The following is a 15,227-nucleotide window of genomic DNA, read 5'->3' on the forward strand; positions in this document are numbered from 1 at the left end:
ATTTATTCAACTGTTACGCTCTTTGCTAGGTTACGCGGCTTATCTACATCCGTGCCACGAGCGCAAGCGGTGTGATACGCCAACAACTGCAACGGAACGACATGAAGGATGGGCGAAAGCTTGCCATAGTGCTCTGGTAAGCGAATGACATTGATGCCATCACTACTGACAATCTCAGTATCTTGATCAGCGAAAACGTACAACTTTCCACCGCGCGCTTTTACTTCTTGCATATTAGATTTCAATTTCTCAAGCAAGTCGTCATTTGGTGCAACCGTCACTACTGGCATCTTGTCTGTAACCAATGCCAAAGGACCATGCTTTAATTCTCCTGCTGGATAGGCCTCAGCATGAATATAAGAAATCTCTTTTAATTTCAATGCACCTTCTAGTGCGATTGGATAATGCAGTCCGCGCCCTAAGAAGAGCGCATTCTCACATTTTGCAAAAGCATCGCTCCAAGCAATAATTTGGGGCTCAAGAGCTAAAACTGCATGGAGCGCTTTTGGTAAATGACGCAATTCGCGAAGAAGTTCTTTCTCTTTCTCCGCAGAAATTTTGTCAGCACGCTTTGCAATCGAGACTGCTAATAGATAAAGCGCTAGCAATTGTGTTGTAAAAGCTTTCGTAGATGCAACACCAATCTCAGCACCTGCCTTAGTTAAAAAGTGCCAGTCAGTTTCACGTACCATCGCGCTACTCGCAACATTGCAGATAGCCAAGGTATGTTTATGTCCTAAACCCTTTGCATGACGTAATGCTGCCAAGGTATCTGCTGTTTCACCAGATTGTGAGACAACGACAACCAAAGTTTTGGGATTTGGAACTGTCGTACGGTAGCGATATTCACTGGCAATTTCTACTTGAGTAGGAATACCAGCAATATCCTCTAGCCAATATTTAGCAACACATGCGGAGTAATAGCTGGTACCACAAGCGAGAATCAAAATCTGATCAAATGTTTTCCAATCCTCAATGTTGGCACCAAATAATTCGGGTCCAAAAGAAACAATGTTCGCAAGCGTGTCGCCAATGGCCCTGGGTTGCTCAAAAATTTCCTTTTGCATGTAATGCTGATAGGGGCCAAGATCCACAGAGTCTGCTTGTGTAGGCATGGGCTTTTGCTCACGCTTTACAGACTTGCCAGATTGATCTATGACCTCAACACTGTCGGCTTTCAAAATGGCTACATCACCCTCTTCCAAATACATCATTGAATGAGCGCGGCCCGCTAAAGCCAAAGCATCTGAAGCTAGGAAATTCTCTTGCTCGCCAAGGGCAACCACTAGAGGGGATCCGGCGCGTGCACCTACTAATGTTTGAGGATTGTCTTGTGCGATCACACCGATTGCATAGGCACCATGTAATTTGGGTAAGACTGCCTTCACAGATTGCGCAATCTGTTTTTGATTACTACTGACATACTGCTGATGAATTAAATGGGCAATAACTTCTGTATCAGTCTCAGAAGTAAATATATAACCAGCCGCCTTTAACTCAGCACGAAGGCTTTCATAGTTTTCAATGATGCCGTTATGGACAACCGCAATTAAATCATTCGAGATATGGGGATGGGCATTTTGGGTATCGGGCTTACCGTGGGTAGCCCAGCGGGTATGCGCAATACCTAAGGTGCCAAGAAAGTCTTTGCCTTGTGCTGCCAACTCAGAGACGCGAGCTGTAGTGCGAGCTCTTTCAATTGGATGCTTAGCATCGTTGCCATCGATCACTGCAAAACCACAAGAATCATATCCTCGGTACTCAAGGCGACGCAAACCCTCAACCAAAACATCAACAATATTTTGATGTGATGTCGCCCCAACAATACCGCACATTATTTTTTACCCTTTACTACTTTTTTAACCACTTTTTTTACAGTTGCTTTAGATTGAGGTTTCTTTGTAGATACTTTTTTGGCGCTGACTTTTTTGGTCGCTACTGTTTTTTGCTTCTTCACCGGGCGCTGCCATTGCAAAGAAATTTGCTTCGCCCTAGATACTGTCAGCTGATTGGCGGGTGCATCTTTAGTCAGGGTTGTACCGGCACCTAATGTTGCGCCACGCCCAACTCGCACTGGAGCAACTAACTGGGTATCAGAACCGATGAACACATCATCTTCAATAATGGTCTGGTGCTTGTTCACGCCATCGTAATTACAAGTAATTGTGCCGGCACCAATATTGACTCTTGAACCAACAATAGAATCGCCCACATAAGCCAAATGATTTGCCTTGCTATTCGCTGCAATTTTGCTGTTCTTAACTTCAACGAAATTGCCAATGTGGACATCATTTGATAAATCGGCGCCAGGGCGCAAACGAGCATAAGGCCCAATCACTGACTGATCGCCAACCTTTGCACCATCTATGTGACTATACGCATGTATCACTACACCTTTACCGACAGTGGTATTACGAATCACGCAGTAAGGGCCAATCTCGACTCCTGATGCTAATGTAACGCTACCTTCAAATACACACCCCACGTCGATCAAAACATCGAGGCCACATGCTAAAGTACCCCTCACATCAATGCGATTTGGATCTGCAAGTGATACACCAGCGTTCATCAATTGATTGGCGATATTGCGTTGATGTAATCGCTCCAGGGCAGCTAACTGATCACGGCTATTGACGCCAACAGTTTCAAACTCATGATCAGCCTGCGTAGTGCGAATGGGTACACCATCTTTTACGGCCATTGCAATAACGTCTGTTAAGTAGTATTCACCCTGCGCATTACTGGCGCGCAGAGCCTTCAGCCATTTCTTGAGCGCATTTGTCGGCAACACCATGATGCCAGTATTAATTTCTTGAATGGCTTTCTGTGTAACTGATGCATCCTTTTCTTCAACAATCTCTTTTACAGAGCCGTCCGCATCCCGCACGATACGGCCGTATCCAGTTGGATCGCTTAAGTTCTGAGTCAGAAGTGCCAATGCAGAATCTTTGCCTCGCACACCATCAGCCAATTTAACTAGCCTGCTTAAAGTCTTGTGAGACGTTAGTGGTACATCGCCATATAAAACTAATGTGGGCTCATTCACATCAAGCTTAGGCAATGCTTGGAGTAGTGCATGTCCCGTACCGTTTTGCTGAGCCTGAAGCGCAGTGCTTACCTTGCTGAATCTGGAATCTTCTTGAGCTGTGCCTATTAAGAATTCTTTAACGTCTACAGCGCCATGCCCAACAACCACGATGGGTCCATTTTTAGAGGGCTTGCCCTGGAGAGTTAAAGCGGTATTGAGCACATGCTGGAGAAGGGGCTTGCCTGCCAAAGTTTGGAGGACTTTAGGCAATGCGGACTTCATCCGCTTTCCTTGCCCAGCAGCCAATATGACGATATTCATAAAGGGGGATTATAAGTCCCCTGAATGAGGGTTCCGCAAGCCAATTCATCTAAATCTGCTTCGTCAATTGCTCTATCTCCCGCAGACCTAGCCCCAATTCCTGTGAGCTCGGTAGAAATCGCAAGATTTTGAAAATCAAATGCCCCTCCATCCATTAAATGGGAAGGCACGATGTGGTGCATTGAGCGGAATAAGTTTTCTACACGACCGGGATGCCTCTTCTCCCAATCACGAAGCATTTCTTTCATTACTTGGCGCTGAAGGTTGGGCTGGCTACCACACAAATCACAAGGAATAATTGGGAAGTTCATGTCACCCGCATACCGTTCCAATAGTTTTTCGGGAACATAGGCAAGAGGACGAATCACAATATGTTTACCGTCATCCGAACGCAACTTAGGCGGCATCCCCTTGAGCTTGCCCGCATAAAACATATTGAGCATTAATGTCTCGAGAATGTCATCGCGATGATGACCTAATGCAATCTTGGTCGCACCCAACTCATCTGCAACTCGATACAAAATACCACGGCGTAAACGGGAGCATAAGCCACAGGTAGTTTTGCCCTCAGGAATAACACGCTTAACGATGCTATAGGTATCTTGCTCTTCAATGTGGAATTGAATGCCCAAACTCTTTAAATAGTTGGGCAATATCTCTGCTGGGAAATTTGGCTGCTTTTGATCTAAGTTCACTGCAACAATCTCAAAATCAATTGGTGCACGCTCACGCAACTTCATCAAAATGTCGAGCATGGCATAGCTATCTTTACCGCCAGAAACGCACACCATTACCTTATCACCATTTTCAATCATGCCAAAGTCTCCAATGGCCTGGCCTACTAAGCGACAGAGTTTTTTCTCTAGCTTATTTTCTTCGAAGACAACTTTGCGAATATCACCCATAGCAATTCAATTCTTTTAAAAACTTTATGCTTGCTTAATTCTAAAAACTTCAACACCTACCGAATGACAATCCGGATACACATCTGGTTTGGCCGTACTAACACGTGCAGCCAATACTTTTGGGTGCAACAACATGGCAGTCACAATATCATCGCAAAAGGTCTCCTGCAGTTGAATATGGCCCTTCGATGCAATAGCTTTAATGGTCTCACGCATAAAATCATAGTCAACAACTTCGTTTAATTGATCATGCGTTGGCGTATTTATTGCAAGCGGAATATATAAGTCAACATTCAGGATGACACGCTGCTCTGCTTTTTTCTCAAAATCATGAACACCAATATTGATATAGATTTCATAGTCTCGTAAAAATAAACGACGGCAATCTACAAGGGCAGGATGAGAAAGGATGGCATGCATAAATGGTGACTTTATTGATTGTTCTAATTTGTTTTAAACATCACATCGCGTGATGAAGGTAATAAGTGCTGACCACCATCCACATAAAGTGTGGTGCCAGTAATAGCATTGGCATCAGCCAAAAATACAGCGGCCTTTGCAATATCCATTGGTGTCGATGATTTTCCTAATGGTGTCATTTGATGTGCCTTTGAAAATCCCTCATCAGTCTGATCGCCAGAAGGTAAGGAGATTCCTGGAGCCAATCCCACGACCCTTAAGTGGGGAGCAAAATCCATCGCCAATATCTCAACGGAGGTTGCCAAGGCAGCCTTTGATAGGGTGTAGGACAAGTAATCTGGATTCAAGTTGATGAGCTTTTGATCCAGCAGTTGAATCACTGAAGGAATGCGGTCTGATTTATTGCCATTATTTTTATGAAACTCAAACATGAATTGCGCCAACAAAATTGGTGCCGCCAAGTTCACTTGGATGTGGTCTTGTAAACTCTCGCTACTGAGTGGTGTATTGGAGTTTGCACGATCGTATTCAAAAATCGATGCACTATTCACTAAGCAATGAAGATTTGGAAATTGCCGACTAACGGCAATGAAAGTATTTTTAAGGGCCTGCTCGTTAGATAAATCAGCCTGGAATGCCGCTACTTTCACACCAAGCCTCTTGATTTCCTCAACAGTTTCTTGGGCCTCAGCCTCAGATCGCCCATAATGAACGGCAACATCCCACCCTTGACGAGCAAACTGCAAAGCAATTTCCCGACCTAGGCGCTTGGCGGCGCCAGTCACCAAAACGGCATTTCGTTGCTGGGATGGGGTGTTTGAACTAGGGTTCAATTAAATTCTCTTAGACTAGCGAGCTATGGATATTACCTTGACCAGCCTTGAAGCGGAGCACAGTGAGCTTTTGAAGGCCAAAATAGCCTCTCAGATCGCCTCTCAAGGGGGTTGGATACCCTTTTCTCGCTATATGGAGATGGTGCTCTATGAGCCAGGAATGGGCTATTACAGCGCGGGCGCCCATAAGCTAGGCTCTGGTGGGGACTTCACAACAGCACCTGAGCTCAGCCCACTATTTGGCGCCGCCATCTGCTCTACCCTCATTCCTGTTCTCGAGAGTCTCAAGGCGCAAGGACAGCCTACTCAAATCCTAGAGTTTGGTGCTGGCTCTGGCAAATTAGCAACATCGATTTTGAGCCGTTTGCATGAGCTCGATTTCCAATTAGACGGCTATGACATTGTTGAAATTTCTCCCGACCTTGCGCAGCGCCAACAAGAGCGTATTGGCAAAACCATCAATGAACTCCAAAGTCAAACTCAATGTCTTTGGCTAAGTGAGTTACCAAGAGACTTCACAGGCATCATTCTCGCAAATGAAGTAATTGATGCCATTCCTTGTGATGCCATCATCTATCAAAATGGATTTTGGTATTGGCATGGCGTTGCCCTTGAAAACAACCAGCTGACGTGGAAGGTGGGATCACCAGTTGCGCAAGATTTGCTCCCACACAATCTACTAAATGAGAATTTTTCAGAGGGCTATGTCACGGAATTACATAACCCAGCGAATGCCTGGATAAAGCAAGTTGCCAAACATCTCCATAGCGGCCTGTTTCTCACATTTGATTACGGCTTTCCAGAGAATGAGTATTACCATCCACAAAGGCTTGAAGGTACGCTGATGGCACACCATCGCCATCATGCAATCCAAGATCCATTTCATTTACCAGGTCTGTGCGATCTCACGACTCACGTAGAGTGGTCGCAAATTGCCCGAAGTGCGCTTGAAGAAAATGTAGATGATGTTTTTTTGACAAATCAAGCCGCCTACTTATTGGATGCGGGTATTGGTGATATTGCTTTAGAGATCGGAGACCCCAGCAACCCAGAAACTTTCCTGCCTATTTCCAATTCATTACAAAAATTATTATCTGAAGCAGAAATGGGTGAGCTATTTAAAGCTTTTGCATTCTCTAAAAACTTAAGTCAGTTATTGCCAGGACGGACCCTCGAGGATTTGCCTGGATTACGTGGCAGAAACAGGCTCTAAGAATTAAGCCTGAAGTGCGGCAGTAATTGCTGCCAATTTTGCTACTTCAAATGCACTTCCTATCCGCTCTCCGTTTGAACGATCCGAGGCAGAGACACCTGCAATTATCTCGGCTGTGTTGAGCGCCTGCGCTTCACGCATTGCCTTCATCAAAAGAGCGGTGTTTATCCCAATTTTCTGAGCAAGACTCAAAAGTGCCTGTCCGCGATCAGGCTTACGCCAAACATCTGCACGATTAAACCAGGCGAGAACATCAACCGCCTGAAATGCACCGTTAGCCTTATTAGCGAAGGCAACCAACTCACTAAAAATCTCGCTAAAATCCCGAACCTCAATTGGCATACGAACGCACTCTGCCCAAGAGCGAATTTCATTCGCAGGCACATGCATTAAGAAAACTGCGCAGCGCTCATCTAAGGCATTACTAATTAAATCCCAATGCGCAATAAGATCCTCACGAAATTGCTCTTGAGCAAGTTGCGCATTTAATGTTGGCGAAAGGATTGTTTTGGCAGCTCCAGAATTTAGTAATACTTGGAGCATATGCATCGGCTTACTTGCCACAAAGCCTCTAGCAAGCTCTTGCCATATACGCTCAGCAGATAAAGCATTTAATTCATCAGCTTGAACAATTGCCTTTAAAGCTAGCATCGTTTCATCGGCAACGCTGAATTCAGGAAAGCGTGCGGCAAACCGCGCGATACGCAATAAACGTAATGGATCTTCTGCAAATGCATCAGACACATGACGAAATACTTTAGCCGCTAAGTCATCTTGGCCGTTGTATGGATCCAAAATTGGGCCAACAAACTTTCCATCAGCACCCACCTCTTGTGCCATTGCATTGATTGTTAAATCTCGACGTTGCAAATCCTGCTCAAGCGTAACTGATGGATCTGCATAAAAATGAAAGCCTTTATAACCTTTGCCAGTTTTACGCTCAGTGCGCGCTAGCGCATATTCAGCCTGCGTCTCTGGATGCAAAAAGACGGGAAAATCTTTACCAACTGGACGAAACCCTTTGGCAATCATTTCCTCAACGCTAGAGCCGACCACTACGTAATCGATATCGTGAACCGGCAAACCCATTAGCGTATCTCGAATAGCACCGCCAACGGCATAAGTCTTCATTACTTCATACCCTCTAAAGTACGACGACTCATCTTAAAGACTTCCGTCAAAGCATCCACACCTTTAATGGGTAAAGTATTTGGCTGTTGCATAGAGGCAATGTTATCGCGCGACATTAGCGTTGGCCCTGGTAAGAATTCAAAAGCTAAGGCCTGTATGTAGCCAACAAATGGCGGCACCGGAATAATGGCGCAAGAGGTGTTTGCTTTACGTGCAGCAAATTCCACAATTTCTTTCATGGTGTAGACCTTAGGGCCCACTAAATCATAAGACTGATGGATTGATTGCGGCATTGTCAACGCCTTAACAAATGCAGTTGCAACATCGTTAACACTGACCGGCTGAAACTTTGCCTGATGGTTTGCCAAAGGCATCGCCGGAAACAATTTAGTGAGCTTGGCAAATAAATTAATAAATTGATCTTGTGCGCCAAAAATGACTGAAGGTCTAAAAATAGTCCAGTCTAATTTACTCGTCTTAATGGCAAGTTCTCCATCACCTTTGCTACGCTGATACATTGAAGGTCCATGAGAGTCAGCCCCTAATGCACTCATATGCAGGTAACGCTTAAGGCCATGCAGCTGCATTGCTGTAATGATATTTTTTGGCAAATTAACATGCGCCGCCTTAAATATCTTGCCGTATGGCTTGGCAGGCTTGTCGTGCAATACACCAACTAAATTAATAACTGCCCCATTAGGCTTGATCCGTGCACACAAAGACTGCAACTCATCAAATTCATGAACATCTGCATCTTCAATATAAATCTTAGGCAACATCCGCAATTCGCGACCTGCGGCAGAGTGACTAGATGGGATCAATACCGAATAGCCAGCCTGCTGCAACTGCGCCGCTAGAACACGGCCTACAAATCCATTGCCGCCAATTAACAGAATGTCATATTGCATAAAATCCTCAGGTTTTAGTACGCTTAAGGTAACTCAGACTGTGTAGCAGCTTTTGGCGTAATGACACCCAAACGCTGCTTCAATGACTGTGTTTGTCCATTCAATACTGATGAATAATAATTTGCATTGGACAACACATTCTTCACATAGGTGCGAGTCTCGTTAAATGGAATGGTTTCAGCAAAAATAGCTCCTTCAGTTGGGCTAGTGAGCTTTTCGCGCCACGCCTTAGAGCGGGACGGCCCAGCGTTATAGGCCGCAGAAGCCAGAACCCAAGAACCATCTAAATCAATTAACACCATATTCAAATAGTTACTACCTAAAATGAGATTCGTGTTGGTGTCGCTTAACTTATCGTTGGTATAGTTGCTCATACCAATTTTCTTGGCAACATACTTTGCAGTATTCGGCATCAGTTGCATCAAACCAGAAGCGCCTACCGAAGAAGATGCGTTCATGATGAAGCGTGACTCTTGGCGGATGAGTCCATAAGCCCAAGCTAGATTCAAATCAATTTGTCTTGCGATAGGAGACAGCTCTTCTCGATACGGTGTTGGGTAGCGCAAACTAAAGTCATGCTCTTGCTTTGTTCGATCAGCTGTATTGACTACACGATCATACAAATTGATGCGTTTGGCATATTCCGCAGCAGCCAATAATTGCTTGTCTGTCATATTGCGCAATTCCCAATTCCACTCACGATTACCCTCAAAGCGCAAGTTCATTGCATATAAGCGTTCGCCACGCATAAATCCTTTACGATTCGCCATAGAATCAATCTCTTGTTCAGTGACTTTGGTGCGTGCAGGTGCATGATTTGATTTACCTAACTCTTCGCGCGCTAACTGCCCATAAAAGTTGTATTGATCGGCAATTAATTCAAAGCTATCTTTGGCTTTAGCATCTTGGCCATCGGCCTTTAATGCACGCCCATACCAAAATGTCCATGCAGGATCTTTACTGCGTACGACAGGGTTCATACCATCAATAGCATTCTTTACCAATACCCAGTCTTTAGCACGCAGACCTGCCCTTACCTTCCACTCCTGGGATTCAACAGACAGTAGCTCGTTATAGCCCAGCTCTTGTTGCAAACGATAAGCATCATCCGCATTCGGATCTAATTTCTTCGCCAAAAATTGACCAATCACACCCCAAGCAACTGCTTGATTCTCTTTACTGTACCGTGAAGATGTTTGCAAGAAATCACGATAAGCTTTTGCTGGGTCAGCTTTCGCCGCTCTCACAACATCTCCAATTGGATCATCACCACCAAGACGCTTGGCCATGGTGTCATACCCTCTTTCACTTGCTGCGCGCCCAATCGCTTTAGCCTCACTAGGCGTCATACCACCAGTCGCCACTAATGAAGGCACCAGCTCCTGGCAAGCCTGACCAAAATAGCTCGGGTCTAGAAGTATGGCGCGGGAATCAATAGCTAACTTAGTTGGATTCTCGCCCTGAGATAATTTAGACAGTAGGTGATAGCACTTCACTTGAGTGTCATCATCTAAAACAAACTTAGCGTACTCCGCATCAAAGCGTGTCCAGTCCTTCCTTTTACCTAGAACTAGTAGCCAGTCATTGCGCATACGATCAGCTAAAGCAGTTCCTTGATATTGATTTAAAAAAGCAACAACTTGTGCATCGGCACTGTAATCATTGCGTACATTACCAACACTATCAAATAACTGAGGCTTAATGCGAAAGTAAGCAACATAGTCATCAAAGGGATAGCCAACTAAATTGGATGACAACTGCTGTGTACGAAACACATCATTTTTTCTAGCTGCTTCGCGCAAGTCGATAAACATTCGATCGGTATCGGTAATCTCAGCTGGAGCCGCTTTACTCTCATAAGATTTAGGTAGGCTTGGCTTTTTAGGCTTCTCTGAAAACGCATAGGGCGCATTGAGAGCAAGGCCCAAAATCAAGATCTTGGCCCATTGACGGTATATGCGAGTTTTTAACTTCTTTTTCACTATCTAACCCTGTATCAATAAATTAAGCGCTCTGCTTACGTTAACTTAATTACTATATCTTTTAATTTTCGCCTGATAATGATTGATATGCACGGTAATTCACCAAAAACTCTTCGCCAAGAACTGCTAAAACAACGCAAGGAATTTGCTGCCGGAGAAAATTACCCCCAAATAACAGATCGCTTAATTACGCATCTCAATCGATTTTTGGAAACAGGCGGTCTTTTGCTAGAAACCATCGCCCTCTATTGGCCGATTCAAGATGAGCTGGATTTACGATCAATCTTAGTTGACTGGTCTAAAAATGCTCTAGGGCGAAGACTGGCACTCCCTTTTGCTCGCCCAGATAAGCATCTGGATTTTTATGAATGGAGGGATGGGGACCGCCTTATTCCTAGTGCGCACAACGTTCTTGAACCAAACCCTAACAACACCTCTAGACCAGCCATACAGCCCGACTGCATCCTCATTCCTTGCGTAGGCTGGTCTACTGCAATTATTAATGGCAAACCCCATTACTGGCGATTAGGATATGGTGGCGGTTACTTTGATCGAACCCTGGCCGATCTGAGAAAAAAAAATCCCAAGCTCATTAGCATTGGGATTGGGTTTGACTGGCAAAAACTAGATGAAGCTCACTGGTCAGCTCAATCACATGATGAGCCCTTAGATCTACTACTTACTGAATCCGGCCTACTTCGTTAAATCTAGATTGTCTGCAATCGCCAAAACAGCATCGGCTTGATTCAGGGAATAGAAATGCAAACCTGGCGCTCCGGCAGTCAGAAGCTGATCGCATAAATCTGTTACCACCTCTTCACCAAAAGAGCGAATAGAAGCAATATCGTCGCCATAGGACTGAAGACGGAGGCGAATCCAACGCGGAATTTCTGCGCCACACGCATCTGAAAAGCGCAGTAACTGAGTGCTATTAGTAATTGGCATGATGCCAGCAATGACTGGTTGGGTCACACCCAAGTCATAAGCCTCATCAACAAAACGGAAATAGGCATCGCTGTTATAAAAATACTGAGTAACAGCAGAATTAGCGCCGGCCTTCATTTTTTGCACAAAAAAATCGACATCGCTAGCAGGCGACTTTGCCTGTGGATGAGTCTCTGGATAAGCTGCCACATCAATATGAAACCAATCGCCCGTTTCTGAGCGGATAAATTCGACCAACTCATTGGCATGATGGAACTCTCCATACTGACCCATGCCAGATGGTAGATCACCACGTAAAGCAACAATCCGCTTTACGCCTAATGCTTGGTACTGCTTCAACATCTCTCTCACACTCTCGCGCGAGCTACCAACACAAGACAAGTGGGGAGCGACTGCAGCGCCTGCCGCATGAATATCACTTACTACTTTTAGAGTGCCTGACTGGGTAGAGCCACCGGCACCAAAAGTCACGGAATAAAACGAGGGCTTCAGTGTTTCGCTGAAACGCTCACGCACAAGACGCAACTTATCCTCACCTTCAGGTGTTTTTGGAGGGAAGAACTCGACGCTTAATTCCATGATCTTGGGCCTAGGTATCTATTAAATAAATTGGATTAATAACGATAATGGTCAGCCTTGTATGGGCCTTCCTTTGTTACGCCAATATATGCAGCCTGCTGATCAGATAGCTCGGTCAACTGTGCATTGAGCTTCTTCAGCTGTAAGCGTGCAACCTTCTCATCCAAGTGCTTAGGCAATGTGTAAACACCGATTGGGTATTTATTTGTACCAACTGCATTCCACAATTCAATTTGCGCGATAACTTGATTTGCAAATGAAGAACTCATCACGTAAGAAGGGTGTCCAGTGCCACAGCCTAAATTTACTAAGCGGCCTTTAGCCAAAATAATGATGCGCTTTTCTGGCTGACCATTGGCTGCTGGGAAAATCACGTGATCTACTTGTGGCTTGATCTCTTCCCACTTGTACTTTTCAATACCAGCAACATCGATCTCATTATCAAAGTGGCCGATGTTACAAACAATGGCTTGATCTTTCATCTTAGCCATATGGTCATGAGTAATCACATGGTAGTTACCTGTCGCAGATACAAAGATGTCTGCTTTATCAGCAGCGTAGTCCATCGTTACAACACGATAACCTTCCATGGCTGCTTGCAATGCACAGATTGGATCTACTTCAGTAACCCAAACTTGAGCAGATAGAGCGCGCAATGCCTGTGCAGAACCCTTACCTACGTCGCCGTAACCACAAACAACAGCAACTTTACCGGCAATCATCACATCCGTAGCACGCTTAATCGCATCAACCAAAGATTCGCGGCAACCATAGAGGTTGTCGAACTTGCTCTTGGTTACAGAGTCATTGACGTTAATTGCTGGGAACTTTAGGTCGCCTTTGGCGAACATTTGATACAGACGATGTACACCAGTAGTGGTTTCTTCTGTAACGCCTTTAACCTTTTCTAAACGTACTGAATACCAAGTTGGATCTTGTGCCAATTTTTTCTTAATGGCAGAGAACAAAATTGTCTCTTCTTCACTGGTTGGGTGATTCAAGCAAGCTTGATCTTTTTCAGCGCGTGCACCAAGGTGCAATAACAAAGTAGCGTCGCCACCGTCATCCAAAATCATATTGGTAAAACCGCCGTCAGCCCATTCAAAAATGCGATGGGTGAAATCCCAGTATTGCTCAAGGGTCTCGCCCTTGATCGCATAGACTGGCGTACCATTTGCAGCAATTGCTGCAGCAGCGTGGTCTTGGGTGGAGAAAATATTGCAAGAAGCCCACTGCACTTCGGCACCAAGCGCCTCAAGGGTCTCGATCAAAACTGCAGTTTGAATGGTCATGTGCAATGAACCAGTAATGCGCGCACCCCGCAATGGCTGTTGTGCGGCAAACTCGTCACGAATAGCGATCAAGCCGGGCATCTCGGTTTCAGCAATAGCGATTTCTTTGCGTCCAAAATCAGCCAAAGAAATGTCAGCAATTGCGCAACGTGTTGCAACAAAGTTATTTAAATCAGAAACGGTATTCATTAATGCTCCAGCTAAATACGATCCAATGCTGGAGTGCAAACTCGCTAGCCGTTGAACCATGGGTTAGCGAGCGCAGTTGCAATTAGCAAACTCCGTTTAGGAGCCCACTCCCTTCAAGCCTGGGGAAATGCTGGGTCTCAACATTCCTTGCAACGCTCCTTGAAGGTATGCCGTAATTGTAAACAATTACGGCATATTTCGCCTCAATACCTCTAGAAACTGCTTTTTGATGCTCTTAAGCGCTTACAAGCCTGCTGCGACACGTAATGCTGCGGCCTTGTCTGTCTGCTCCCAAGTAAATTCTGGCTCCTCACGACCAAAGTGGCCATAAGCAGCAGTCTTACGATAAATTGGGCGCAAGAGGTTCAGCATCTTCACAATACCTTTTGGACGCAGATCAAAATGCTCAGAAACTAATTGAGCAATCTTTTCATCAGAGATCTTGCCGGTACCAAATGTACTGACCATCACCGAAGTCGGTTTTGCAACGCCAATTGCGTATGAGATTTGAATTAAGCACTTGCTTGCCAAGCCTGCAGCAACGACGTTCTTTGCAACATAGCGACCTGCATATGCAGCTGAGCGGTCAACCTTAGATGGATCCTTGCCAGAGAATGCGCCACCACCGTGAGGAGCTGCACCACCGTAGGTGTCCACAATAATTTTGCGGCCAGTTAAACCACAATCACCCTGTGGGCCTCCGATCACGAATCGACCAGTTGGGTTCACTAAGAAATTAATCGCACCCTTGATCAAGTGCTTTGGTAGTACTGGTTTGATGATTTCTTCGATAACCGCTTCACGCAATTTTTCGAGAGAAATATCTTCATCATGTTGAGTAGACAACACAACGGTATCGATAGAGTCAGGCTTGCCATCCACATAACGCAAGGTCACTTGTGACTTCGCATCTGGACGCAACCATGTTAAACGGCCATCGCGGCGCAGTTGTGATTGACGCTCTACTAAACGGTGTGACAAGTGAATTGGCAAAGGCATGAGCTCTGCGGTTTCGTCACACGCGTAACCAAACATTAAACCCTGATCGCCAGCACCTTGATCCAAGCCATCATCATGGGCTTTATCAACACCTTGAGCAATGTCTGGACTTTGCTTGTCATAGGCAACTAACACGGCACAACCTTTGTAGTCGATACCGTAAGCAGTGTTGTCGTAACCGATTTCACGCAAAGTATTTCGCGCTACTTGGATGTAGTCAACGTTAGCGTTGGTAGTGATTTCGCCAGCCAAAACAACTAAGCCGGTATTGCATAAAGTTTCTGCAGCAACGCGTGCTGTTGGATCTTGAGCCAAGATGGCATCAAGAATCGAATCAGAAATTTGGTCAGCTACTTTATCGGGGTGGCCTTCAGAGACTGACTCTGAGGTAAAGAAGTAATCATTTGCCATTGCACATTCCTTAAAAAATTAACACGATCTATGGGACAACTCGACGTGCCAGGAACTACAACGGCGACGCT

13 protein-coding genes and 1 riboswitch are annotated in these 15,227 nt (G+C 45.2%); of the genes, 2 read left to right on the forward strand and 11 right to left on the reverse strand.

Annotation, left to right across the window (positions count from 1 at the left end):
* Window positions 1-2: 2 nt before the first annotated feature.
* Genes glmS through ICV38_RS09885 form a run of 5 tightly spaced genes read right to left on the reverse strand, consistent with a single transcriptional unit; the run spans window position 3 to window position 5,507 of the window.
* Window positions 3-1,835, reverse strand: a complete 1,833-nt coding sequence (glmS, locus tag ICV38_RS09865) for a glutamine--fructose-6-phosphate transaminase (isomerizing) (RefSeq protein ID WP_215381220.1) — start codon at window positions 1,833-1,835, stop codon at window positions 3-5.
* Window positions 1,835-3,349 (reverse strand): bifunctional UDP-N-acetylglucosamine diphosphorylase/glucosamine-1-phosphate N-acetyltransferase GlmU, encoded by a 1,515-nt coding sequence (gene glmU / locus ICV38_RS09870; RefSeq protein ID WP_215381223.1) that lies wholly within the window; start codon window positions 3,347-3,349, stop codon window positions 1,835-1,837. Before glmU ends, glmS begins: the two co-directional genes overlap by 1 nt.
* Window positions 3,346-4,254 (reverse strand): tRNA 2-thiocytidine(32) synthetase TtcA, encoded by a 909-nt coding sequence (gene ttcA, locus ICV38_RS09875; RefSeq protein ID WP_215381225.1) that lies wholly within the window; start codon window positions 4,252-4,254, stop codon window positions 3,346-3,348. Before ttcA ends, glmU begins: the two co-directional genes overlap by 4 nt.
* A gap of 24 nt (window positions 4,255-4,278) precedes the next feature.
* Window positions 4,279-4,674 (reverse strand): dihydroneopterin aldolase, encoded by a 396-nt coding sequence (locus ICV38_RS09880; RefSeq protein ID WP_215381226.1) that lies wholly within the window; start codon window positions 4,672-4,674, stop codon window positions 4,279-4,281.
* A 23-nt stretch (window positions 4,675-4,697) separates the two neighbouring features.
* Window positions 4,698-5,507, reverse strand: a complete 810-nt coding sequence (locus ICV38_RS09885) for an SDR family oxidoreductase (RefSeq protein ID WP_215381227.1) — start codon at window positions 5,505-5,507, stop codon at window positions 4,698-4,700.
* A gap of 25 nt (window positions 5,508-5,532) precedes the next feature.
* On the opposite strand from ICV38_RS09885, the gene ICV38_RS09890 reads away from it, so the two are divergent.
* Window positions 5,533-6,720 carry a class I SAM-dependent methyltransferase gene (locus ICV38_RS09890; RefSeq protein WP_215381228.1) on the forward strand — a complete coding sequence of 396 codons (1,188 nt, stop codon included), beginning with the start codon at window positions 5,533-5,535 and terminating at the stop codon, window positions 6,718-6,720.
* Between the two features lie 3 nt (window positions 6,721-6,723).
* Here the strand turns inward: ICV38_RS09890 and ICV38_RS09895 are convergent, their stop codons facing one another.
* From ICV38_RS09895 to ICV38_RS09905, 3 genes are read right to left on the reverse strand one after another with little or no spacing between them, the layout of a single operon-like run.
* Window positions 6,724-7,851 carry a polynucleotide adenylyltransferase gene (locus ICV38_RS09895; RefSeq protein ID WP_215381229.1) on the reverse strand — a complete coding sequence of 376 codons (1,128 nt, stop codon included), beginning with the start codon at window positions 7,849-7,851 and terminating at the stop codon, window positions 6,724-6,726.
* Complete coding sequence (locus ICV38_RS09900) at window positions 7,851-8,759, reverse strand: complex I NDUFA9 subunit family protein (RefSeq protein WP_215381231.1); 909 nt, start codon at window positions 8,757-8,759, stop codon at window positions 7,851-7,853. The genes ICV38_RS09895 and ICV38_RS09900 overlap by 1 nt, the downstream gene beginning before the upstream one ends.
* A gap of 23 nt (window positions 8,760-8,782) precedes the next feature.
* The gene (locus ICV38_RS09905) at window positions 8,783-10,741 is read right to left on the reverse strand and encodes a lytic transglycosylase domain-containing protein (RefSeq protein ID WP_251368149.1); all 1,959 of its coding nucleotides are present in this window, start codon (window positions 10,739-10,741) and stop codon (window positions 8,783-8,785) included.
* A 78-nt stretch (window positions 10,742-10,819) separates the two neighbouring features.
* On the opposite strand from ICV38_RS09905, the gene ICV38_RS09910 reads away from it, so the two are divergent.
* Complete coding sequence (locus ICV38_RS09910) at window positions 10,820-11,446, forward strand: 5-formyltetrahydrofolate cyclo-ligase (RefSeq protein ID WP_215381233.1); 627 nt, start codon at window positions 10,820-10,822, stop codon at window positions 11,444-11,446.
* On the opposite strand, the gene metF is transcribed toward ICV38_RS09910, so the two are convergent.
* The 3 genes from metF to metK form a co-directional block, all read right to left on the reverse strand.
* Window positions 11,435-12,265, reverse strand: a complete 831-nt coding sequence (metF, locus tag ICV38_RS09915) for a methylenetetrahydrofolate reductase [NAD(P)H] (protein ID WP_215381245.1) — start codon at window positions 12,263-12,265, stop codon at window positions 11,435-11,437. The two genes, ICV38_RS09910 and metF, sit on opposite strands and share 12 nt — an antisense overlap.
* Before the next feature lie 35 nt (window positions 12,266-12,300).
* On the reverse strand, window positions 12,301-13,746 hold the full coding sequence (gene ahcY / locus ICV38_RS09920; RefSeq protein ID WP_215381247.1) for an adenosylhomocysteinase: 1,446 nt from the start codon (window positions 13,744-13,746) through the stop codon (window positions 12,301-12,303).
* Between the two features lie 61 nt (window positions 13,747-13,807).
* A riboswitch (S-adenosyl-L-homocysteine riboswitch) is annotated at window positions 13,808-13,913 on the reverse strand.
* A gap of 76 nt (window positions 13,914-13,989) precedes the next feature.
* Window positions 13,990-15,156 carry a methionine adenosyltransferase gene (gene metK / locus ICV38_RS09925; RefSeq protein WP_215381249.1) on the reverse strand — a complete coding sequence of 389 codons (1,167 nt, stop codon included), beginning with the start codon at window positions 15,154-15,156 and terminating at the stop codon, window positions 13,990-13,992.
* Between the last annotated feature and the right edge of the window lie 71 nt (window positions 15,157-15,227).

Origin of the sequence: Polynucleobacter sp. MG-6-Vaara-E2 (assembly GCF_018687695.1) — a bacterium.
GTDB lineage: Bacteria > Pseudomonadota > Gammaproteobacteria > Burkholderiales > Burkholderiaceae > Polynucleobacter.

Excerpts from the sequence above, each read along its gene's own strand:
- metF (WP_215381245.1), bottom strand. The coding sequence starts at position 12,265 with ATGGAATTAAGCGTCGAGTTCTTCCCTCCAAAAACACCTGAAGGTGAG.
- ahcY (WP_215381247.1), bottom strand. The coding sequence starts at position 13,746 with ATGAATACCGTTTCTGATTTAAATAACTTTGTTGCAACACGTTGCGCA.
- metK (WP_215381249.1), bottom strand. The coding sequence starts at position 15,156 with ATGGCAAATGATTACTTCTTTACCTCAGAGTCAGTCTCTGAAGGCCAC.
- ICV38_RS09890 (WP_215381228.1), top strand. The coding sequence starts at position 5,533 with ATGGATATTACCTTGACCAGCCTTGAAGCGGAGCACAGTGAGCTTTTG.
- ICV38_RS09900 (WP_215381231.1), bottom strand. The coding sequence starts at position 8,759 with ATGCAATATGACATTCTGTTAATTGGCGGCAATGGATTTGTAGGCCGT.
- ICV38_RS09880 (WP_215381226.1), bottom strand. The coding sequence starts at position 4,674 with ATGCATGCCATCCTTTCTCATCCTGCCCTTGTAGATTGCCGTCGTTTA.
- glmU (WP_215381223.1), bottom strand. The coding sequence starts at position 3,349 with ATGAATATCGTCATATTGGCTGCTGGGCAAGGAAAGCGGATGAAGTCC.
- glmS (WP_215381220.1), bottom strand. The coding sequence starts at position 1,835 with ATGTGCGGTATTGTTGGGGCGACATCACATCAAAATATTGTTGATGTT.
- ICV38_RS09895 (WP_215381229.1), bottom strand. The coding sequence starts at position 7,851 with ATGAAGACTTATGCCGTTGGCGGTGCTATTCGAGATACGCTAATGGGT.
- ICV38_RS09910 (WP_215381233.1), top strand. The coding sequence starts at position 10,820 with ATGATTGATATGCACGGTAATTCACCAAAAACTCTTCGCCAAGAACTG.
- ttcA (WP_215381225.1), bottom strand. The coding sequence starts at position 4,254 with ATGGGTGATATTCGCAAAGTTGTCTTCGAAGAAAATAAGCTAGAGAAA.